Raw genomic sequence first — 19,737 nt, 5'->3', positions numbered from 1 at the left:
GAGTTCAAACTGCTGAACGACCGAAATGGGGACGCATAGCGACCATTGGCTGGCGGGCACGTGAATGACCGCTTTGGGCCGATAGCTACCGCAGAAATTGACCTAACGGATGTCGGCTTAGGTAATCGATTTTCCAAGAGCCGACCGTCCGCTCCCTCCCCCAAAATCTGCCAGTCGGCAAAGGCCCCTCGGCTTACCGTTTCACTGGAACCAAACAATAAAATTTCCTCATCTTCCCTTACGTTAATTCTTGCATTACCACACACATCGGCTCACTATCCAGAGCAGTTACTTGTCATACAAAGCCCTGTGACGCGCCATTTCTTGTGCGTTTCAAAGCAAAAGAAAGATGTGCCTGCGGAAGGCATTCATGGCGCGACAGTCGATCTGGAACCTGACGTATGCCAATTACCTTCGCACCTCGTATCGCCATGTTCGGCTTTGACGCCACGGCCTCGCCCAAGTGGCAAATGGTACCGAGGGGGTGGGAGCGCACGATTGTGGTGCGGGGGGCAGGTGCCCTTATTCCCGAACTGACCCCCAACGACATTGCCAGGGTCACCTATCGCCGTGTCGGCGCCGAACATCATCTGACGCTCAAGGGCCTCAAGGCCGGCAAGGGGTTTGTCCGCTTTGTGCCGAACGCCGGGTTTGCGGGGCCTGTTCCCAACAGCGACATTCTGGAAATCTCGGTCAAGACCGAGGTCAAGATCAACACGGCGTTTCACTATGTGAAGGACAACGCCGGCCACAAGACCAACCGCAACATGGGCGACCTCAACGCCCTGATACGGGGCGTCAACCGGCTGCTGGACACCCAGGCCAACGTGCGGATGTACAGAAAGAGCGCACGCACGATAACGGTTCCACAGAACCTGGGCGCCACGGTACGGTTTTCCAGCCACCTGGCGGGCGTTGCGGCCGCCGAACATGAATGGGACGATGTCACGGCCTTTGCCGATGCTGCCGCGGATTTCAATGTCTTCTTCGTGTGGCAGTATGAGCAGGATGCGACGCCTGCGGTCAACAACACCCGGGCCGGAACTCTGGCCGCCGAGAAGAACTGCCTGATGCAAGATACGATCACCGGCTCGACCCATGCCGAAACCCTGGCACACGAGACCATTCACCTGCGCGGCATCGGCCCGCACAGCGGAACCGCAACACACCTGATCGCCAGTGGCGCGGTGCGGACGGGGCAGCTGATTTCGCGCGCCCAGGCCAACATCATCAATCCGTCGGGCACATGATGGTTCGACACCGCAACCTGGCCGGATGCATCGCAGGGGCGTTTCTGTTCACCTGGCTTGCAGGAAGCACTATGGCAGACGACATGAACCTTGAGGCAGAGATCGACACCGCGCTGGCCGGAGGCTCGCCGGAGGCTGTGGTGGAGGCAGGCCCGGCTGCCGTCGCTCCCCTGGCCGCGCGCCTGGCCGCGGCGAAGACCACCGGTGAAAAATCGGCCCTGGTGGATCTGCTGTCAGCAGTTGGTGGTGCCGACGCCCTGGCGCCCGTCTTGCCCTACATCGGTGATGCCGACCCGGACCTGCGCGCGCGCGCCAGCGCCGCAGCGCTGAAAGTCGTGCTGGCCAATGGCCCACCGTCAGGCCCCGTCGCCGAGCAGCTTCAGACCGAAGTAACAGCCGCGCTGGAAGCGCCGGACGCGGAAGGCGGCGTGTTGCTGCTGGGGGCACTGGCACCCGGAGCGGAAGACGCGCTTGAAGCTCACCTTTCCGGCACGCGGCTGGTCAAGGCACAACCACAGGAGCCCACGGTCTCCGCAGCCCTGGCAGCCCGGCTGGCGCTTTCGGCCTTGGGGGACGATGAAGCGCGAACCAGCCTCCTGAGGCAAATCCCCGAGGCCGAGCCGGACAGTCTCGTCTTCATGCTGAAAGCCTTGCCCCTGATTGATGCGCCCGAGGTTCTGCATGCCCTGGCCGCAACCACCCTTTCCTCCAAAGCCCCCGTCGCGGACGGTCTGCCAAGCGGAGCGGAACCCGCCCGGGAGGTGGCCGACGTCGCGGTCGAGTCGTTTGTCACGCGCCTGAGCCTCAGCCCCGGCTTCAAGATGACGCCGGGCGCTATTTACACGGCAGACCAACGGGCCGAAGTTGAAAGGCTCATCACGGGCTCCATCCCGAACTAGGCGAACCCGTCTTCCAACTCTCTTTTTCGCCCCTGATACTTCAGCCCAGGACAATTGGCCGGATTTTACATTAACGAAAGGTCCCATCGGTAAACTGGAGAAAACCTTCCAGAGACGAGAAAGTGATGCCGTCTTCCAGTAACGCCGCTCTCGAAATTCTCAATCTTCACAAGCGTTTCAGCGAACCCGCGGTCAACGATCTCTCGTTGAAGGTGCGGGAAGGCGAATTCTACGCCTTGCTGGGCCCCAACGGTGCGGGCAAAACCACCACGCTGCGCATGGTCGCCGGCCTGCTTCAGGCCGATGCGGGGGCGGTCAGGGTCTGCGGCATCGATGCGTTTGCGGATCCGATTGCCGCCAAGCAGGTTCTGGCCTGGGTTCCGGACGAACCCATGGTCTACGACAAGCTGACGCCGCTTGAATATCTCGAGTTCGTGGCAGGCCTCTGGAGCATGCAGCCGGACCTTGCAAGGTTCAAGGCCGACAGCCTTCTGGACGCCTTCGGGCTTGCCCCCCATGCCAATGAGCGCTGCGGCGGGTTCTCGAAAGGCATGCGCCAGAAGGTGGCGCTTGCCGGTGCCCTGATCCACGAACCGCGCCTGATCATCCTCGACGAACCGCTCACCGGCCTTGATGCAGGCTCTGCCCGCCAGGTGAAGAAGGTGCTGACCGGGCTTGTCGCGCAGGGCGTGTCGATCATCATGACGACCCATATCCTGGAGGTGGCGGAGCGCATGGCCGACCGGATCGGCATTATCGCCCGCGGACAGCTTGTTGCCGAAGGAACTCTGGAAGAGCTGCGCCAACGGGCAAGCGCCGGCGGCCATTCCCTGGAGGACATTTTCCTGGAAATCGTGGGCGGCGATGCCGGCGCACATGCGAACACGGCCGAACTCCTTGATGAGAAGGTGGCATGAGAGCGTTGGCGGCCCCTTCCGCCCTGTTGCGCTTCTCCCGCCATGAATTGCGGCTGGCATGGCGCGACTGGGCCTGGATGTTTTCAGGCTGGCGCAGCACGAGCCTGCGGCGCGCCCTGATCGGCATGAGCATCTTCTACGCGGTCATGCACCTGATTGCCTACGCGGTGCTTTCCCCCCGCTTTGCCACCGGGTTTGTTCTTGACCAGACAGCACAGGCAGCGCTTTCGGTCACGGTGCTGCTCAGCTTCACCATGATGCTGTCACAGGCGATGGAGTCGGTAACCCGTGCGTTCTACGCAAGGGATGACCTGGACCTGATCCTGTCTTCCCCTGCCCCCTCACGTGACCTGTTTCTCGTGCGCATCGTCATGATGGCCTTGACGAGCTGGGCCATGTCGGCGCTGGTCATCTCACCGTTTCTCAACGTTGCGGTGGTGCTTGGCGGGGAGCACTGGCTGGCGGGATATGTGGTTCTTCTGGCGGTATCGCTGAACGCGACCGGGGCAGGCGTTTTGATCACACTCGCGCTGTTCCGAACGGTTGGCGCGCAGCGCACGCGGTTTTACGCACAAATTCTGGCAGCGGTCGTTGGCGCGGCCTTCCTCATCGGGATGCAGGTGGTGGCGATCCTGTCCTTCGGCTCGATGTCGCGGTTCACGCTGTTCGATCCTGCCTTTCTGGCAAGCCATGCGCCGGGTGAGGGCTCGCCGTGGTGGTTCCTCGCCCACACGGTGGCCGGACAGACCAATGCCGTGTTCCTGTTCCTGGCGGTTTCCGTCGCGTTTTTTGCGGTCGGGGCCTGGCGCGGCGCGGTCCAGTTCCGCAGCATTGTCGTGCTCGCACTTGGCGTTACGGAAAAGACCCCGCGCGGCCGCGTTTCCGAGCGGACCTTTCGCAGTTATTCGCCGCTCGGCGCGCTCGTCCTGAAGGAACTCAAGCTCATCGCACGCGATCCCTGGCTGATTTCCCAGACGCTGATGCAGGTTCTCTATCTCATCCCGCCGGCGGTCATGCTCTGGGTCAGCTTTGGCGAGAAAACCGAGATTTCCGTGATCGTCGCGCCGGTTGTCGTCATGGCAGTTGGGCAGCTTGCCGGCGGCCTCGCCTGGCTGACCATCTCCGGTGAGGACGCACCCGACCTGATTGCGACAGCCCCCATCTCTGCGTTCACACGCCTGTGGGCGAAAGTGCTGTCGGTGCTGACGATTATCGCAGCAATCGTGCTGCCGATCTCCTTGGGTCTGGCGCTCATATCGCTCTGGGGCGCTGTCATCACCGCCGCCGGCGCCATGACCGCGGCAGCAAGCGCAGTGCTTGTTCAACTCTGGTTCCGGGCGCAGGCCAAGCGCACAACCTTCCGGCGCCGTCAGGTCGCTTCCAAGGCCTCCACGCTTGCGGAGGCCGCCGCATCCATTGCCTGCGCGGCCGGCACGGCCCTCGTCGCGGCGGCAAGCCCGCTGGCGATCCTCCCGGTCTTCCTGCTCCTGAGTGTGCTTGGGATCTCCTGGAGCATCCGCCCGAAACGCAGCGCAAGCGCCTGAGGGGGCATCACACTTCAAGCAAGTGGCTGTTGACTGAAGCATTGCCAGCCAACCCGCCTATGGGGTGGTGCGAGGGGCAAATCGACCGCCGGAACAACGCCCACGTAATTTCGCTCAAGGTTTCCGCGAAGCTCTGCGGGTGCCGCATTCGGCAAGATATAGATGATAGAAATCCGTGTTCAGGCCGCTCGCCTGGCGTTGCAGTGAAGTCGTTTCAATAGCGTGGCCGGGCATGCCCAGCCAGTCCAGCAGGAGCTGTGTTGCCGCATGGGGATCCTGGGCGAAGCGCTCATAGGCGGCATGGAACGGCACGATGCCGTTCTGTCTGAAATAGGCCAGCCAGCTTTCGCAGTCCTGCGAAATCCAGTTCACAAGCCTGTCGATGCTTTCAAAATCGTAGCTGGGCTCGGCGATGCGCTCCTGCGCGGAAACCCATTGCTGGGTCTGGATGGCAACGTGAAGCGATACGGCCTGATAATAGATGTCGCCCCGGTGATTGTAGACGTAGAGGCAGTCGCCGAAGAGCTCCTCCAGCCTCCTCACGCCGAGTTCCCGCAGCAGGTCGAACTGATAATTGTGCAGCATCAGCGAGACCGGCAGACCCGAACCGGCGTCAAAATGCCGGATCGCCCGCACATAGCGCTTCAGCTCTTCTGCCGTTGCGGGCAGATCGTGAAACTCCGGCAGGAAGTGGCGGATCTTCTTGTCGAAATGCCCCTGCCCGAACCACTCGTAGCTTTGCCGGGTCACCTTCGACGCACTCAGCGTCGTTGCCAGCGCCGTGCTGCCCGTTCTCTGGGTGGACGCAAATACGATCGTGTCGCACGCAAGGCGGTGTGGGGCTGTCACAAAGATACCTCGGCCGGGAGAAATGTCGGCAACCGCAAGCTTGGGCCGCCTGGATTTGCGGGTCAACAGGCGTTCCGACACATCGCCTTGAAACGGCAGGCAGGCAAAACCGGAGGAGCCTTTTCCTCCTGCCTGCAAGAGACAGCGAGCCGATCACTGCCTCCCGCATGCTCAGAAGCCGGACATGCAGTTTACTGAACTTGTCCTTAAGCAAATTCGCGTCTAGTCGGCAATGCGCATGCGCCGCGTTGCCGGAAACGGCAAAGGTCCGAGCGTGCACAGAGCTTACCGCCGCGCGAGGGGCCGGTGTCCGCATATCAATATGCATTCGAGGTATTTTGGAATGAATTTCAGAGCTTTTGTCTCGGTGCTGGCCTTGCTGCCGGCAACAGGTGCGGCTGCCGCGCCGTTCAGCAGCGGCGATTGGGAAACCGCCAGGATCGGCAGTACCTGCCTTGTCTATAACAACGCCCCGGCGCGCGACACCTCCGGCTCATTGCAGTTCAGCTTCGACGTCAAAGGCTACAATGCGGATTTCACATACGAATATGCGCCCTACACCGAAAACGAAGAAGACCCCTGGGCCGAGACCGACCTGGTTGAAATCACCATCGACGGGGAAGATTCCTGGCTGGGAGGAGAAATGTTTCCCGTCGGCATGCAGGACCCTTACCAGATCTCGATGACGTCCGGCTTCGTGAAGGACATGGCCGCCGCTGTGGCAGATGCGCAGACGACGATCGACATTTCCGTCGAGCGCGAAAGCCTGGGCGAAACATGGCTCTACGGCCGCTTCTCGCCGGCCGGCTTCAGCGAGAGCCTCGCCAAGGCCGCCGAGATGTGCGACTTCGACCCGGCCAATTTGCCGGAATCCTGATCGAGCATCGGCCACGCACCCGTCACGGGCGCTTGTTTCCTCAAGTGCCCGGACCATGCTCGAACCCGCCCAACAGAACGCCGTCACACCGGGCTGACGCAATCCTGTCTTTCTTCAGCGGGGCATAAAGATCGGACTCATACCAAGCTCGGGCAGTCTGACTGTCGGGAAACTCGATCAGCACCGGGATATTGGGCGTCCAGTCACCTTCCAGAACGCTATCCATGTCGCCGAGAACACGGTAGCGCCCGCCAAAGTGTTCCACGGTTTCAAAGACCTTGGCGCGATAGGCACCCAGGCGTTCCGGATCGTGGATTTCCCTGACGTCGAAAAACACGAATGCAGCCATGGCGAAGTGTCCTTCCGTTGATTTCTTACCTGCGGCTGGAAATGCTAAACTCGGACATGTCCCGGCTCCATGCTCCACCGTCCGCAAGTTCTGCCCCCGCATCCGCGCGGGGAACGGCAACCCCTGCCGGGTCTGGACCGGCACAGGATCCACTCGCCGACGTTCTGAACCTCGTGCGCCTGACCGGTGCGCTGATGTTCCTGGTGGATGCCAGCGACCCCTGGTGTGTCGATATTCCCCACACGAATGCCTACCGCTCGATCCTTGCAGATCCCGGGCAGCACGTGCTGTCCTATCATGTCGTCCTGGAAGGCTCAGGCCTGGCCTCCATACCAGGCGAGGCGCCCATCCGGTTCAACCGGGGTGACGTTCTCGTCTTCCCGCAGGGTGATGGGTACCGGATGGAAAGCGCAGCTGGAACGCCTCCCGAGTTCAGTGCGGACGAGGTCGTCAACTTTTTCGAAAACCTTGCCGCCGGACGCTTGCCGAGCATCGTTCCGGAAGGCGGTGGCAGAGACCCGCGGGCCTTGTTCCTGTGCGGGTTCCTCGCCTGCGACGCCAGACCCTTCAACCCTCTGCTTGCAAGGCTCGAACGCCGGCTTCTTGTCTCGCCATCCGAAAGGACTGATGACAGTCTGCAAAGGCTGATCGACATAGCCCGGACAGAAATACAGTCAGACCAGCCCGGCAGCCGCAGTGTACGCCTGCATCTGTGCGAACTGATCTTCATCGAAACGCTTCGCCGCCATGTGCTGTCGCAGGCCCCGGCGAGCGAAGGCTGGCTCGGCGCCCTCACCGACCCGGTCGCCGGTGCTGTGATTACCGCCATACACGCCGACCCGGCATCGGACTGGACGCTGGAACGCCTTGCCCGGCAGATCAACACCTCCCGTACGGTGCTGACCGAACGGTTTGCCGGAAAAATGGGTCAGGGACCGATGCAATACGTGACGTTCTGGCGCCTGCAGCTCGCGGCGCGTCAATTGCGGGACAGCAGATCATCAATTGCGGAAATCGCCTGGAGCGTAGGCTACCGGTCGGAAGCGGCGTTTTCCCGCGCATTCAAGAAGATGGCGGGCATGTCACCCGGAGCCTGGCGGCGGATTGGCTGATCCTGCGGGCATGGCTCACCGGGCGAAAAAGACGAACCAACCTTGCATCAAAGCGAGCGTCTAAACCTCGCCGCTGACCACCAGCTGCATGCGGTCGGCCGCCACGCGGGCACGGGTGTATTGCAGGGGCTTGCCGGTCATATCCAGGTTGACGCTTTCCATCACCATCACCGGCTGGCCCAGCGCCAGACCAAGTTGCTGGGCATCGCGGTTTTCCACCAGCTCGGCCGTGATGCGCGTTTCCTTGCGGCGGTAATCGGAAATTCCGGCGCGTTGCAAAGCCGCCGTGATTGATCCGGTGTCGGCATAATCGGCGACGAAATTGGGCACGCGGGACTGTTCGAACCAGCTTGTGGCCGCGATCATCGGTACACCGTCGGCAACGCGCAGGGTTTCCACGCGAATGAGCAGCGTTCCGAGCGGCACGCCAAGCTGATGCGCCAGAAGGGCGTCGGCTTCCTCGACAGCCGAGCCGATCAACCGGCCGGATGGGGCCCGAAGCTGGCCGGAAACGATTTCCGAAAAGCGCGTGCGTGGCCCGATGGGATAGCTGAGCGGGGCTGAGGCAACAAAGGTGCCACGGCCCTGGTCGGCCCGCAGAATACCATCCGACGTCAGCGCGGCGATCGCCCGGCGGACCGTGTGGCGGTTGACGCCGAACCGGCTTGCAAGCTCGGATTCCGGAGGCAGGCGGCTGCCTTTTTCAAAGGCTCCGCTCACGATTTCCGCCTTCAGCGTTTCCATGATCTGGCGCCACACCGCAATTCCGGCGCTGCGGTCGAGAGTGCTGTTCGTCGTCATGAGCCCGTCATCAAATTTCGGTACCAAAGAGTCAACCGGATTATTTGTCTAGACAAATAGACAAATCAAGTCTAGGACAAGGGCGTTTTCAAACGCTTTCCGAAGAACCGCCCAACCCAAAAGGCGCGCTTCATGACAGACATACCCTCCACATCCTCCCCGGACACCGAAGCCGGCGCGGCAGTCGGCGCCCGCCAGAAGGTCATCGCGACACTGGCCGCAGCCTCCGCCGAGGCCGTCGCGGAAAAATTCAGCGCACTTCCGCCGCAAAGCTACGAGCTGGTGCGCCAGCCCGAAACCGGACTGGTGATGGTGCGCGGCCGCATGGGCGGCACCGGCAGTCCGTTCAACCTGGGCGAGGTCACCGTCACCCGCTGCGTGGTTCGCCTGGAAACCGGTGAAACCGGCAATGCCTACAGCCTTGGCCGCAACAAGCAGAAAGCGCTGCAGTCCGCCGTAATCGACGCCCTGTGGCAACGCCCTGCAATGCAGGAGCGCATCGAGACGGACATCATCGCGCCGCTGGCCGAAGCCCAGGCAGGCACGCAGGAAACCGTTCGCGAGGAAACCGAGGCCACCAAGGTCAACTTCTTCACCATGGTGCGGGGAGACAACTGATGAACGCAGCACAACAGACCGCCGCCGCCCCGCTGGCTGCAGGATTTCAGGACCCGGTTCACGATGCGCAGGGCTGCTTTCGCGCGATCATGAATGCCATGGCCCGGCCGGGTACGCGGCAGGCGATTTCCACCGGCAATCTGAAGCCGCCCGCACCGCTGACGCAGGCGGCCGCCGCCATTGCCCTGACCCTGTTCGACTACGACACGCCGATCTGGCTCGACAAGCCTCTGATGACGTCGGACGCCGTGAAGACCTTTCTGCGCTTCCACACCGGCTGCCCGATCGTCACCGAACCGGTGGAAGCGGCCTTTGCGCTGGTCAGCGCACCGGTGAGCATGATCCCCCTGGCAAGTTTCAACCAGGGATCCGCCGAATATCCGGACCGGTCGACAACGGTGATCCTGACCGGTCAGGACTTCGGGTCCCATTCAGCCGTCTCCTTTAGCGGCCCGGGCATCAAGGACACCGTTTCCTTTGGCACCGGTCCGGTTCCACCGGTGTTCTGGGACCAGGTGATTGCCAACAACCGCCAGTTTCCACGAGGTATCGATCTGGTTTTTGCCGGACAGGAAGCGCTGTCTGCCCTGCCCCGTTCCACCCGCATCCTCAAAGCGGAGGTCTGATCCATGTATGTAGCCGTAAAGGGTGGTGAAAAGGCCATCCGCAACGCCCACAAGCTCATGGCCAAGCGCCGCCGGGGCGACACCTCCGTTCCCTCGCTGACGCTGGAGCAGATCGCCCAGCAGCTGTCCCATGCTGTCGCCCGTGTCATGGGCGAAGGCTCGCTCTATGACGAGATGCTGGCCGCACTTGCCATCAAGCAGGCGCGCGGAGACCTGATCGAAGCCGCGTTTCTGATGCGTGCCTACCGCACGACCCTGCCACGGTTCGGCTACAGCCAGCCGATTGACACCGCGAAGATGCTGGTGGAACGGCGCGTTTCAGCCACTTACAAGGACCTGCCGGGCGGCCAGGTGCTGGGCCCGACCTTCGACTACAGCCACCGCCTTCTGGATTTCGCGTTGGCCGCCGAAGAGGACGGTCTCGAAAAGCCTGTCGAAACAGCTACCGCTGAAGAAGGCAGCATGCCGCGCGTCACCGACCTGCTTGGCGACGAAGGCCTGATGGAGCCGGACCCGGTAACCGACGAGGACGCGCCCGTCGGCGACCTGACCCGCGAGCCCCTGTCCTTCCCGGCCGACAGGGACCTGCGCCTGCAGAACCTTGCCCGTGGCGACGAAGGCTTCCTGCTGGCATTGGCCTATTCCACCCAGCGCGGCTATGGCCGCACACACCCCTTCGCCGGCGAAATCCGCTACGGCGAGGTCGAGGTGGAATTCTTCGCTGAGGAACTCGGCTTTGCCGTGACGCTCGGCGCCATCAAGGTAACCGAGTGCCAGATGGTCAACCAGTTCAAGGGTTCGGCCAAGACCGCCCCGACCTTCACCCGGGGTTACGGCCTCGTGTTCGGGCAGGTGGAGAGAAAGGCCATGTCCATGGCCATGGTCGACCGTTCCATGCGGTGGCAGGAACTGGGCGAGGAACAGTCCGCCCCGGCTCAGGATGTCGAATTCGTCCTGTCCCATTCAGACAACATCCAGGCGACCGGTTTCGTCGAACACCTGAAGCTGCCGCATTACGTCGATTTCCAGGCCGAACTCGATCTGGTGCGCCGGATGCGCGGCGAATGGTTCGAAAAACGACGCCAGGAAGAAGAAGAGGGCAACACCGCCCAGGAGGCGGCGGAATGAGCAGCGGACTTAGTCATATGACGTTCATCGTCAGTGATCTCGAAAGGATGACGAACCTGCTGACGACGGTACTCGGGGCCCGGGAAGTCTACTCCAGTGAAGAGGCCACCTTTTCCCTCTCCCAGGAAAAGTTCTTTCTGGTCGGTGACGTCTGGATCGCGATCATGCAGGGCGATGCCCTGAACGAGCGCACCTACAATCACGTGGCTTTCAAGATCGAAGAAGAAGACTTCGACACGAAGCTGGCAGCCGTCGAGCGCCTTGGCCTGGAAGTCAAACCACCGCGCGCCCGCGTCGAAGGTGAAGGCAGGTCCATCTATTTCTACGACAACGACAATCACCTGTTCGAGCTGCACACCGGAACGCTGGACATGCGCCTCGACCACTATCGCCGGATACTCAGGGAACGGAGTGCTGCGCAATGAACGATACGGCTCAGATTTTCGAACAGGGCGAATACAACTTCGCCTATCTGGACGAGCAGACCAAGCGCATGATCCGCCGGGCAATCCTGAAGGGCATCGCGATACCGGGTTACCAGGTGCCTTTCGCCTCGCGCGAAATGCCGATGCCCTATGGCTGGGGCACCGGCGGGGTGCAGGTCACGGCGGCAATTCTGGGCAAGGACGATTGCCTGAAGATGATCGACCAGGGCTCCGACGACACCACCAATGCGGTTTCCCTGCGCGGTTTCTTTGAAAAGACCGCCGGCGTGCGCACCACCTACGAAACATCGGAGGCAAGCGTCATCCAGACACGCCACCGGATTCCGGAAAAGGCCCTGCGCGAAGACCAGATCATCGTCTTCCAAGTGCCGATTCCCGAGCCCCTGCGCTTCCTGGAGCCACGCGAAACCGAGACCCGGAAGATGCATGCGCTCGAGGATTACGGCCTCATGCATGTGAAGCTTTACGAGGACATCGCCAAGAACGGCCATATCGCCACTACCTACGCCTATCCGGTGAAGGTCAACGACCGCTACGTGATGGATCCTTCGCCGACGCCGAAGTTCGACAACCCGAAGATCGACCAGATGGCGGCGCTTCAGCTTTACGGTGCCGGGCGTGAGAAACGCATCTACGCCATTCCGCCCTACACCAAGGTGAAGAGCCTCGACTTCGAGGACTATCCTTTCGAGGTGCAGAAGTTCGACAAGCCCTGCGGCCTGTGCGGCGCGGAGAATGTCTATCTCGACGAGGTGATCCTGGATGACAAGGGCGGGCGCATGTTCGTCTGCTCCGACAGCGACTATTGCGAGGAACGGCGCGCGGAAGGCCATCTCGGCCCGATGGCGGCCGATCCGGCGGCACACCAGTTCGGCGCCACCCAGGCAGAGGAGACTGCCCGATGAACACCTTTCCCTCCGCGGACCCGCTGCTGCAGGTTCATAACGTCACCCGCTACTATGGCGACCGCATCGGCTGCGCCGATGTCTCCTTCGATCTTTGGCCCGGCGAGGTGCTTGCCATCGTCGGCGAAAGCGGATCCGGCAAGACCACGTTGCTCAACTGCCTGTCGACACGTCTCGCGCCGACGGCGGGAGCGATCGAATACCGCATGCGCGACGGCACCATGCGCAACCTCTATCAGCTGACCGAGGCCGAGCGCCGCCTGCTGATGCGCACCGACTGGGGGTTCGTGCACCAGAATGCTGCGGACGGCCTGCGCATGAACGTTTCCGCAGGCGCCAACGTCGGCGAAAGGCTGATGGCAGTTGGCGAGCGCCACTACGGCAACATCCGCTCCACCGCCGACGACTGGCTGGGACGGGTGGAAATCGACAGCGACCGGATCGATGACGATCCGCGCTCCTTCTCCGGCGGCATGCGCCAGCGCCTGCAGATCGCCCGCAACCTCGTCACGAGACCACGGCTGGTCTTCATGGACGAGCCGACCGGCGGTCTGGACGTCTCCGTGCAGGCACGTCTTCTCGACCTCTTGCGCCGCCTGGTGGCCGATCTCGGACTTTCCGTGGTCATCGTCACCCACGACCTTGCGGTCGCCCGGCTGCTGTCGCACCGGATCATGGTGATGCGCCACGGCAACGTCATCGAAAGCGGCCTGACGGACCAGGTGCTCGACGATCCGCGCGAGCCCTATACCCAGCTGCTTGTTTCTTCCATTCTCCAGGTATGAGGACCGAAATGCCCGTACGCCTCTATCTCAACAACGTCGGCAAGTCCTTCATCATGCACCTGCAGGGCGGAACCGTCATTCCCGTGGTCGAGAAGGTCGAATTCTCGGTGAATTCCGGCGAATGTGTCGTCCTTGGCGGCCCCTCCGGTGCCGGCAAGAGCTCGATCCTCAAGATGATCTACGGCAACTACCGCTGTGACGAGGGCCAGATCCTGGTGACGGTTGGCGATGAAATCGTCAACATGGCCGGGGCCGAGCCGCGCAAGGTTCTGCGACTGCGTGAAGACACGATCGGCTATGTCAGCCAGTTCCTGCGCACCATCCCGCGTGTTTCGGCCGAAGACGTCGTCGCCGAGCCGCTTATCGCCCAGGGCACCAGCGAGGCAGAGGGCGTCGACAAGGCCCGCTCCCTGCTGTCGCGGCTGAATGTCCCCGAGCGCCTGTGGACCCTGCCGCCCGCCACGTTCTCCGGCGGCGAGCAGCAGCGCGTGAACATCGCCAGGGGGTTCATTGCCCATTATCCGATCCTGCTGCTGGACGAGCCAACCGCCTCTCTCGACGCTGCCAACCGGGCCGTGGTCGTCCGTCTGGTGGAAGAAAAGAAAACCCAGGGCGTTGCCATGGTGGGCATTCTTCACGACCAGGACGTCCGGGAACAGATCGCCGACCGCATAATCGACGTGACCGGTTTCAGCGCGGAGGCAGCCGCCTGAGCCACGAGATGAGGAAAGGCTTGCAGACGGGCGGAAACTGTCACAGAAAAGTCACCGCCCGCCTTTAGGTCACTCCCTCAGAAAGTTGAAGGATGTGGCCCTGCCACATCCCGGCCAAACCACATTTCAAAATCGCGATTTTCTTCATGCGCTACGCCCTCTATTTCGCCGCCGATGCCGACGACCGCCTGATGCAGCTCGGAAATTCCTGGCTCGGGCGCGATCCCTTTTCCGGCACGGCCCTTCCGCAGCCGGAGCTGCCCGGCATGACATCGGCACGTTTCCAGGAGGTGACGACCGACCCCCGGCGCTATGGATTTCACGGGACTTTGAAAGCCCCGTTTTCCCTCGCAGCCGATCAGACCGAGGCAGCGCTGCTGGACGCCTGCGCAGCCTTTGCGGCGGAAATCGCCCCTTACGAGGTAGAAGCGCTCGGCGTGAACAGGCTCGGCCGCTTTCTGGCGCTGACCCCTGAGGCAGAAGAGCCGGCCCTGCGCGCCTTCGCCGGCCTGTGCGTGCGTCGCTTCGAGCCGTTCCGCGCACCACTGTCCGAGGCGGATCTTGAGCGCCGCCGCAAGAGCGGACTGTCGGAAAGGCATGACACCTATCTCGTCAGGTGGGGCTATCCCTATATCTTCGATGAATTCCGCTTCCACCTGACCCTTTCCAACAAACTGGAAGACGACAGCGACATGGAGCGGATGGCAAATGCCGCCCAGGACCACTTTGCGGATGTCATTGGCAAGAAGCGGCTGTGCCGCCACGTTGCGCTCTACACCGAAGCCGAACGCGGCGCGCCTTTCCAGGTCCATACCGTCTTTCAGCTGACCGGCAGCGTCGCTCCCGCCGACGCCCTCAGCCAGGCCGAGCGTCTTTCCCAAGAGGAATCTGCATGAGCAAGCATCCCAAGGTCTTCAAGAATGCCAGTCTGGTTCTCGCAGGCGAAGTGTTCGACGGTTCCCTGACGGTCGATGATGCCGGTCTGATTTCCGGCATCGGGTCGCCGACCGAGGTCGACGGGCATGATTGCGAAGGCGACTTCCTGCTGCCTGGCCTGGTCGAGCTGCATACCGACCACCTGGAAACCCACTATGCGCCGCGTCCCAAGGTGCGCTGGAGCCCGGTTTCCGCCGTGCAGGCCCACGACGCCCAGATCGCATGTTCCGGCATCACCACCGTGTTCGATGCGCTGCGCGTCGGCATGGATGAAGACGCGGACCTTGGCTATTCGGATATGCGCGCGCTTGCAGATGCCATTGAAACCGGCCAGCGGGAAAACCGCCTCCGCGCCGACCATTTCATCCACCTGCGCTGCGAAGTGTCTGCACCCGACGTGCTCAGCGCCTTCAAGGTGTTCGAGGACGACGACAGCATCCGCCTGATCTCGCTGATGGACCACACCCCCGGTCAGCGCCAGTTCGTGTCGATGGATGCCTACAAGATCTACTATCAGGGCAAGAAGGGCTTCACCGACGCCCAGATGGACGACTTCATCCGCAAGCGCCAGGCGCGCGCCAGCAGTCTTGCTCCTGAAAACCGCAAGCATCTCTCGGCCATCGCCCAATCGCGCGGCATCGCCATCGCCAGCCACGACGACGCCACCACCGCCCATGTGGAAGAGGCGATTTCACTGCAGACGAAAATCGCCGAGTTTCCAACCACACTGGAAGCCGCCAAGGCTTCGCACGAAGCCGGTATGGCTGTTCTGATGGGCGCGCCGAACGTCGTCCGCGGCGGATCCCATTCCGGGAATATCTCGGCGAAGGCGCTTGCCGAAGCGGGCGTTCTGGATGTGCTCTCCTCGGACTATGTGCCGATTTCGCTGCTGCAGGCTGCGTTCCAGCTGGCAGCAGAGGTCGAGGCGATTGCCCTGCCACAGGCAGTCGCCATGGTCACGGCGACGCCCGCGAAGGCCATTGGCCTGCAAGACCGCGGCACCCTGGAACCCGGCCTCAGGGCCGATCTCATCCAGGTGAAAATGGTTGGTGACATCCCGATCGTGCGCGGTGTCTGGCGCGAGGGCAAACGGGTTGCCTGAGGCTGCGTCCGACATGACAGAAAAACTCGGCCCCGGCCGCATGGTGCTCGTGGTTGGGCCGAGCGGAGCCGGCAAGGACACATTGATGGCCGCACTCAAGGCCCGTCTGGCGGGCCGGACGGACGTCAGCTTCGCCCGGAGAGCGATCACCCGGCAGGCTGATGTCGAGGCTGAGGATCACGACACGCTTTCGCGCGCCGAATTCGATCAGCTGAAAGCTGCCGGAAAGATTGCCCTGTGCTGGGAGGCCCACGGGCTCGGCTACGTCATCCCGCAAGGCTACGACCGGGCAATCGAAGCGGGCGCAACCGTGATTGCCAATGGCTCGCGCAAGGTATTGAAGCACGCAGAGGACAAGTACCGAAACGCCAGCGTTCTGCTGATCACCGCGCCGGTCGAAGTCCTCGCCGAACGCCTCGCCGCACGTGGTCGCGAAAGCAGACAGGAAATAGAGGAACGGCTGCGCCGTGCCGACCTTGAACCGGAAAACGTCGCCAATCTGATCCGCATCGAAAACACCGGCACGGTGGAGGATGCGGTCGACAGGATGGTCGCCGCACTCGGCCTTTGACCTCAACCGTACCCGTCTCTAATCCGCAAACGCGCTCTGAACGGCCTGACTGAAAATCAGGGCCCTGGCATCCAGTGCGTCCTGATGATCACCGTCGAACGCGTGAACCATGGTGCGGAACTGTTTTGCTTCTTCGCCCAGTTCGGGCTCCCCGACCGCCCGGCGGAGATGGATCAGGGCGTGTTCGTGCCTGACCACAAGGTCTGCCAGATGGAGGGCGGAACCGATCATGTAGGCCCGATACTGCAGGCGTTTGACATGATCGAGCCTGTGAACATCCGGTTCCTGCAAAAGCTGCCAGAATCCGATGACATTTCTGCAAGCGGTGCGCATCAGGCGACCGCATTTCTCTTCGTCTGACCGGGACATGCTTGCCTCGCAAGATTCGCCTCGACCAGTCAAGCGTAGCGCTACACCCGGAAACTGCAATGAACCAGAAGAGTCATGATGCGTCATTACACGCCCAGATTCATTGATTTCGAAATTATTGTTCTTGGACAAAGACTTGTGCGGTGGACTGCAGCCGAAAAACCTTCATTTCGAGGCCAGAAAATACAACCACAGGGTAGAACTTTGGTTCACATCCGGGTCAACGGGCGCCTGCAGCGATCGCCTGATTGATTTTCAAACCCGCATTCACGGCGTGATAGATCGGGAAAGGTGTGCGCTGTGACAGGTCGATGTCCCGCCTCAGCCACTCCTTCTCTTCCAGAACACCAAGGGACTTCGACAGGGCCCGGTCCGTCACCGGACCGAGGTCTGACTTGATCGCCGAAAACCGGCTTGGCGCCCCGGTTACTGCCAGGATAGGCACCGTCCAGCTGCGTCGCAGTACCGAAAAGGCATCCTCGTTCGGAACGATCTCCTCGATCCGGCTCGCCATGGCAGCAACAACCTTGCCTTTGTCCGTCAGCCGAAACTCGGGCCGCAGGGGATGGCCGTGGCCGGGGTTCCGCTCCAGCAGTCCAAGCTGGAACAGATGTTCTAGGCTTGCTGCAAAAGAACTGCGACTCGCCCCTGTCGCCGCGATCAGCGGGGCTTGCCGACCGGAAACACCTGCATGCAACTGAGCCAGAATTTTCAGCGACCAGGCTTTGGATGTGAGGTTGACAAGAAGCTGCATATTCATATTTTATAGCTACTATACTTTTGATACATAGGAAAGTCTCATGCCTGTCGTTTCTCTGGATAATACGATCACTCTCGCCCTCTCCGTTCGCGACAGGCATGCAAGTGCCGACTGGTACGCGCAAAAACTCGGATTCGAGTTGCTCTATCATATGGACGAAGCTGGCTGGAGCGAGCTGGCAACCCGAACCGAAGGCGTGACCCTGGGACTGGGCGAACAATCCGAACCCACGCCCGGAAACACGGTTCCCGTCTTCGGCGTGGCCGATATCGCAGGTGCCCGCAGTGCGCTGGAAGAGGCCGGTGTCAAATTCGACGGAGCGACGGAGACCATCGAAGGCATGGTCAGCACCGCAACCTTCTACGATCCCGATGGCAACGCGCTCATGCTTGCTCAGGACCTGTCCAAATAGGCGGCTCACAAGGAACAGGAGCCCCCCGAAGAACATCGGCACATCCGGTCGGGCGACCGACCGGATACTGTCTGCAGCGGGTTTTCGCAAACATCCAAGGCACGAATTTACGATCTGACAGGCAGCAGGCGACAGAAATACGTCATGCTTCCCAGAGGAAGCAGGAGAATGACGCAAAGGAATAGTCGACACAAAATCTTTGCATTGCCAGAATAGTCGACTACTCTCTTATTCTTGATCTCATTCTGAAAATCGAGTTCTGCGGCATGCCTGCGACATTGTTTGAAAAGTACGGCGGCTTCGGGTCGGTGAGCCGCATCGTAATGACCTTTTACGACAAGGTTCTCGATTCCGAAGAGATCGGTGACTTTTTCGACGACGTCGACATGACCCGCCTGATCGATCATCAGACCAAGTTTATCTCCTACCTGTTGGGCGGGCCGGTCAGCTATTCGGAAGAGCGGCTGAGACGAACCCATGCCACCCTTGACCTGAAAAACGAGGACTTTGACGAAGTTGCACGTCTCCTGCGCGAGACGCTGGTGGAACACAAGTTCGACCCTGCAGACATCAAGTCCGTGATGTCGGCAATCGAAGCGCGTCGTTCCGCCATTCTTTCGACCGGTGCGACATGAGCATCACCGCCATCAACCAGCAGCTCTTGCGCGCGATCGGGGTCGGCATTGCCGTCGTCAACAGCAAGGACCTCCAGTTCCTGTTCCAGAACGCTCCGTTTTCCGATTGGTTCGGCAAGCCGGAAGCCGTCACCACGCTTGCCGATCTGCTGCCGGATATCGACATCGAACAGCTTCGCGAAGCAATCAAAGAGCAAGGACGCTTTTCCGGAGAAGTCTCCGTCAAGCTCAAGCGCCGGACCCTGGTCATCGCCTTGACCGTTTCGCCAGCTGAAGAGCAGGACTTCCTCGTCGTTGAGTGCCAGAACATCACGCGGATCCGCGAACTGGAGTCGATGATCGACAGTTACTCCTCCATGGTAGAGCGGAATACGCGGGAACTGGAACGCGAGAAGGAACGTGTCGAGCGTTTGCTGCTCAACCTGATGCCGCGTTCGGTCTACGAGGAGTTCAAGACCTTTGGTGTCGTCACGCCGCAGCTTTACGAGAGTGTTTCCGTGGTCATGCTCGACTTCGTGGACTTCACGAAATTCTCCGCAGAGCACGACCCGACGGTGACGCTTGGAGAACTGAACGACATCTTTACCGCATTCGACCGTATCGCCGAGCAATTCGGCTGTGAGCGCATCAAGACCATCGGCGATGCCTATCTTGCCGTTTCAGGCATGCCCGAGCCCTCGCCGGATCATATGCGCGCTGTTGCCAACTGCGCCGTGCGCTTCATTCGTTATCTGGAGCGTCGGAACCAGAGCCATCAACACAAGTGGCGGGCGCGTGTCGGACTGGGTACGGGATCGGCAGTCGGTTCCGTCGTCGGAATCCAGAAGTACGTTTATGACGTCTTCGGCTCGGCAGTGAACCTTGCTGCACGACTGCAGGAATTCGCCAATCCCATGTGCGTCGTTGCGCCGGATGCCATGAAGGAATTCCTGGTGGACGAGTTTCACCTGGAAGACCTTGGCAAACGCGAGATCCGCAGCTTTGGAGAAATGCGGCTGATGCGGGTCAGTCCTGGTGTCGAACTGGCCCATAGGGCGCGGCAGTTCTGACCGGACAACAGGTCCGCTGCCAAGCCACTCGCACAGCCGAAACCTGCCCGCTCAGTCCCACGGCAAAAGCAAAGGTGCAGCCCC

Annotated in this window: 24 protein-coding genes; 20 read left to right on the top strand and 4 right to left on the bottom strand. The window is 61.4% G+C overall.

Annotated features, from left to right (window positions below):
• Positions 1-401: 401 nt before the first annotated feature.
• The 4 genes from J7447_RS21765 (at position 402) to J7447_RS21750 (ending at position 4,610) form a co-directional block, all read left to right on the top strand.
• Positions 402-1,250, top strand: a complete 849-nt coding sequence (locus J7447_RS21765) for a hypothetical protein (RefSeq protein ID WP_139314088.1) — start codon at positions 402-404, stop codon at positions 1,248-1,250.
• A gap of 71 nt (positions 1,251-1,321) precedes the next feature.
• The gene (locus J7447_RS21760; RefSeq protein WP_152533283.1) at positions 1,322-2,149 is read left to right on the top strand and encodes a hypothetical protein; all 828 of its coding nucleotides are present in this window, start codon (positions 1,322-1,324) and stop codon (positions 2,147-2,149) included.
• A gap of 125 nt (positions 2,150-2,274) precedes the next feature.
• Entirely contained in the window at positions 2,275-3,066 is a 792-nt protein-coding gene (locus J7447_RS21755; protein WP_023002660.1) for an ABC transporter ATP-binding protein, read from the top strand.
• The gene (locus J7447_RS21750; protein WP_209170936.1) at positions 3,063-4,610 is read left to right on the top strand and encodes a permease; all 1,548 of its coding nucleotides are present in this window, start codon (positions 3,063-3,065) and stop codon (positions 4,608-4,610) included. The genes J7447_RS21755 and J7447_RS21750 overlap by 4 nt, the downstream gene beginning before the upstream one ends.
• Positions 4,611-4,724: 114 nt before the next feature.
• Here J7447_RS21750 and J7447_RS21745 read toward each other — a convergent pair whose 3' ends face one another.
• Positions 4,725-5,525: a Stf0 family sulfotransferase gene (locus J7447_RS21745; RefSeq protein ID WP_209170934.1), complete on the bottom strand. Its 801-nt coding sequence runs from the start codon at positions 5,523-5,525 to the stop codon at positions 4,725-4,727.
• Positions 5,526-5,802: 277 nt separating this feature from the next.
• Between J7447_RS21745 and J7447_RS21740 the strand changes: the two genes are divergently transcribed.
• On the top strand, positions 5,803-6,336 hold the full coding sequence (locus J7447_RS21740; protein WP_209170930.1) for a hypothetical protein: 534 nt from the start codon (positions 5,803-5,805) through the stop codon (positions 6,334-6,336).
• 40 nt (positions 6,337-6,376) lie between these two features.
• Here the strand turns inward: J7447_RS21740 and J7447_RS21735 are convergent, their stop codons facing one another.
• Positions 6,377-6,685, bottom strand: a complete 309-nt coding sequence (locus J7447_RS21735) for a DUF1330 domain-containing protein (RefSeq protein ID WP_055660030.1) — start codon at positions 6,683-6,685, stop codon at positions 6,377-6,379.
• A gap of 56 nt (positions 6,686-6,741) precedes the next feature.
• On the opposite strand from J7447_RS21735, the gene J7447_RS21730 reads away from it, so the two are divergent.
• Positions 6,742-7,797, top strand: a complete 1,056-nt coding sequence (locus J7447_RS21730) for an AraC family transcriptional regulator (protein WP_209170929.1) — start codon at positions 6,742-6,744, stop codon at positions 7,795-7,797.
• 60 nt (positions 7,798-7,857) lie between these two features.
• On the opposite strand, the gene phnF is transcribed toward J7447_RS21730, so the two are convergent.
• Positions 7,858-8,598: a phosphonate metabolism transcriptional regulator PhnF gene (phnF, locus tag J7447_RS21725; protein ID WP_023002654.1), complete on the bottom strand. Its 741-nt coding sequence runs from the start codon at positions 8,596-8,598 to the stop codon at positions 7,858-7,860.
• Between the two features lie 132 nt (positions 8,599-8,730).
• On the opposite strand from phnF, the gene phnG reads away from it, so the two are divergent.
• From phnG to J7447_RS21670, 11 genes are all read left to right on the top strand, one after another.
• On the top strand, positions 8,731-9,216 hold the full coding sequence (phnG, locus tag J7447_RS21720) for a phosphonate C-P lyase system protein PhnG (RefSeq protein WP_023002653.1): 486 nt from the start codon (positions 8,731-8,733) through the stop codon (positions 9,214-9,216).
• The gene (gene phnH / locus J7447_RS21715) at positions 9,216-9,842 is read left to right on the top strand and encodes a phosphonate C-P lyase system protein PhnH (RefSeq protein ID WP_209170928.1); all 627 of its coding nucleotides are present in this window, start codon (positions 9,216-9,218) and stop codon (positions 9,840-9,842) included. The genes phnG and phnH overlap by 1 nt, the downstream gene beginning before the upstream one ends.
• 3 nt (positions 9,843-9,845) lie before the next feature.
• On the top strand, positions 9,846-10,970 hold the full coding sequence (locus tag J7447_RS21710; RefSeq protein ID WP_209170927.1) for a carbon-phosphorus lyase complex subunit PhnI: 1,125 nt from the start codon (positions 9,846-9,848) through the stop codon (positions 10,968-10,970).
• On the top strand, positions 10,967-11,395 hold the full coding sequence (fosX, locus tag J7447_RS21705; protein WP_209170926.1) for a FosX/FosE/FosI family fosfomycin resistance hydrolase: 429 nt from the start codon (positions 10,967-10,969) through the stop codon (positions 11,393-11,395). The genes J7447_RS21710 and fosX overlap by 4 nt, the downstream gene beginning before the upstream one ends.
• Entirely contained in the window at positions 11,392-12,321 is a 930-nt protein-coding gene (locus tag J7447_RS21700; RefSeq protein WP_209170924.1) for an alpha-D-ribose 1-methylphosphonate 5-phosphate C-P-lyase PhnJ, read from the top strand. The genes fosX and J7447_RS21700 overlap by 4 nt, the downstream gene beginning before the upstream one ends.
• A complete protein-coding gene (gene phnK / locus J7447_RS21695; RefSeq protein WP_023002648.1) occupies positions 12,318-13,106 on the top strand; it encodes a phosphonate C-P lyase system protein PhnK in 789 nt (262 codons plus the stop codon). Before J7447_RS21700 ends, phnK begins: the two co-directional genes overlap by 4 nt.
• A gap of 8 nt (positions 13,107-13,114) precedes the next feature.
• Positions 13,115-13,819: a phosphonate C-P lyase system protein PhnL gene (phnL, locus tag J7447_RS21690; protein ID WP_209170922.1), complete on the top strand. Its 705-nt coding sequence runs from the start codon at positions 13,115-13,117 to the stop codon at positions 13,817-13,819.
• Between the two features lie 146 nt (positions 13,820-13,965).
• A complete protein-coding gene (locus J7447_RS21685) occupies positions 13,966-14,715 on the top strand; it encodes a DUF1045 domain-containing protein (RefSeq protein ID WP_209170914.1) in 750 nt (249 codons plus the stop codon).
• Entirely contained in the window at positions 14,712-15,857 is a 1,146-nt protein-coding gene (locus tag J7447_RS21680) for an alpha-D-ribose 1-methylphosphonate 5-triphosphate diphosphatase (RefSeq protein ID WP_209170912.1), read from the top strand. Before J7447_RS21685 ends, J7447_RS21680 begins: the two co-directional genes overlap by 4 nt.
• 13 nt (positions 15,858-15,870) lie before the next feature.
• Positions 15,871-16,428, top strand: coding sequence for a phosphonate metabolism protein/1,5-bisphosphokinase (PRPP-forming) PhnN (phnN, locus tag J7447_RS21675; RefSeq protein WP_209170910.1), 558 nt, complete (start codon positions 15,871-15,873; stop codon positions 16,426-16,428).
• Positions 16,429-16,512: 84 nt separating this feature from the next.
• Positions 16,513-16,788, top strand: a complete 276-nt coding sequence (locus J7447_RS21670; protein WP_209170908.1) for a hypothetical protein — start codon at positions 16,513-16,515, stop codon at positions 16,786-16,788.
• A gap of 229 nt (positions 16,789-17,017) precedes the next feature.
• On the opposite strand, the gene J7447_RS21665 is transcribed toward J7447_RS21670, so the two are convergent.
• Positions 17,018-17,551 carry a winged helix-turn-helix transcriptional regulator gene (locus J7447_RS21665; RefSeq protein ID WP_209170906.1) on the bottom strand — a complete coding sequence of 178 codons (534 nt, stop codon included), beginning with the start codon at positions 17,549-17,551 and terminating at the stop codon, positions 17,018-17,020.
• A 46-nt stretch (positions 17,552-17,597) separates the two neighbouring features.
• Here J7447_RS21665 and J7447_RS21660 point away from each other — a divergent pair, with 46 nt between their 5' ends.
• The 3 genes from J7447_RS21660 (at position 17,598) to J7447_RS21650 (ending at position 19,653) form a co-directional block, all read left to right on the top strand.
• Positions 17,598-17,969, top strand: a complete 372-nt coding sequence (locus J7447_RS21660) for a VOC family protein (protein WP_077291442.1) — start codon at positions 17,598-17,600, stop codon at positions 17,967-17,969.
• A gap of 266 nt (positions 17,970-18,235) precedes the next feature.
• Entirely contained in the window at positions 18,236-18,604 is a 369-nt protein-coding gene (locus tag J7447_RS21655; RefSeq protein ID WP_055660052.1) for a group 1 truncated hemoglobin, read from the top strand.
• Positions 18,601-19,653 (top strand): adenylate/guanylate cyclase domain-containing protein, encoded by a 1,053-nt coding sequence (locus J7447_RS21650; RefSeq protein ID WP_075282205.1) that lies wholly within the window; start codon positions 18,601-18,603, stop codon positions 19,651-19,653. The genes J7447_RS21655 and J7447_RS21650 overlap by 4 nt, the downstream gene beginning before the upstream one ends.
• The last annotated feature ends 84 nt before the right edge of the window (positions 19,654-19,737 follow it).

This window comes from Labrenzia sp. R5_0, from assembly GCF_017743835.1.
In the GTDB taxonomy this organism is placed as follows: Bacteria; Pseudomonadota; Alphaproteobacteria; order Rhizobiales; family Stappiaceae; genus Roseibium; species Roseibium algicola.
Note: the sequence above shows the minus strand (reverse complement) of the source record. Positions and strands in the feature narration are given on the sequence as shown.